Genomic DNA, 551 nt, shown 5'->3' on the forward strand with positions numbered 1-551 from the left:
CGTTCACTGGTACAACCAGCGTGCCGAAGACAGTGAGAACCGGATCAAGGAACTGAAACTGGATTTTGGCGGCGGCACCTTGCCGTGTTCGGATTTCAATGCCAATGCGCTGTACTTCTTGATCTCGGCGCTCTCCTATAATCTGTTTGCCCTCATGCGTCAGTTGTTGCCTGGAGAACTGGCGCAGCACCGCGCCATAACAATACGTTGGCGTCTGTATGGCATGGCGGCAAAAGTAGTCAAAACGGGGCGACAACTGTTCGTAAAACTCGCAGAGCGACATCGAATGCTTCTGGAACAGGTGCTCATTGCACTGAAGGCGTTTGAACCGCCGCCCATTTGAGGAAGTTTGCGACCAATCAGGCGGCTATGACGGGATAGGTCCGTCTGAAAGCAGCCGGGTTGCGTTGCAAGGGCTTGGGATATGGATTTTGTGCTGATTTCCTGGTCAAATCCGGTCTAATTCATCGCTGTCTGCAATTCAACCAAGCGGAAATCAGTGGATATTGGCACCCTTCGGGCGCTGATATGCCTCTATCTGGGGATTTGGG

1 protein-coding gene is annotated in these 551 nt (G+C 52.6%); it reads left to right on the forward strand.

All coding sequences use genetic code 11. From position 1 onward, the window contains the following. The coding region (locus ACOCD2_RS25595; protein ID WP_293675653.1) for a transposase at nt 1-343 on the forward strand (343 nt) is incomplete at its 5' end. Nucleotides 344-551 lie beyond the last annotated feature (208 nt).

The sequence above is a fragment of the Thiolapillus sp. genome (assembly GCF_048562965.1).
GTDB classification, from domain to species: Bacteria; Pseudomonadota; Gammaproteobacteria; order Chromatiales; family Chromatiaceae; genus Thiolapillus; species Thiolapillus brandeum_A.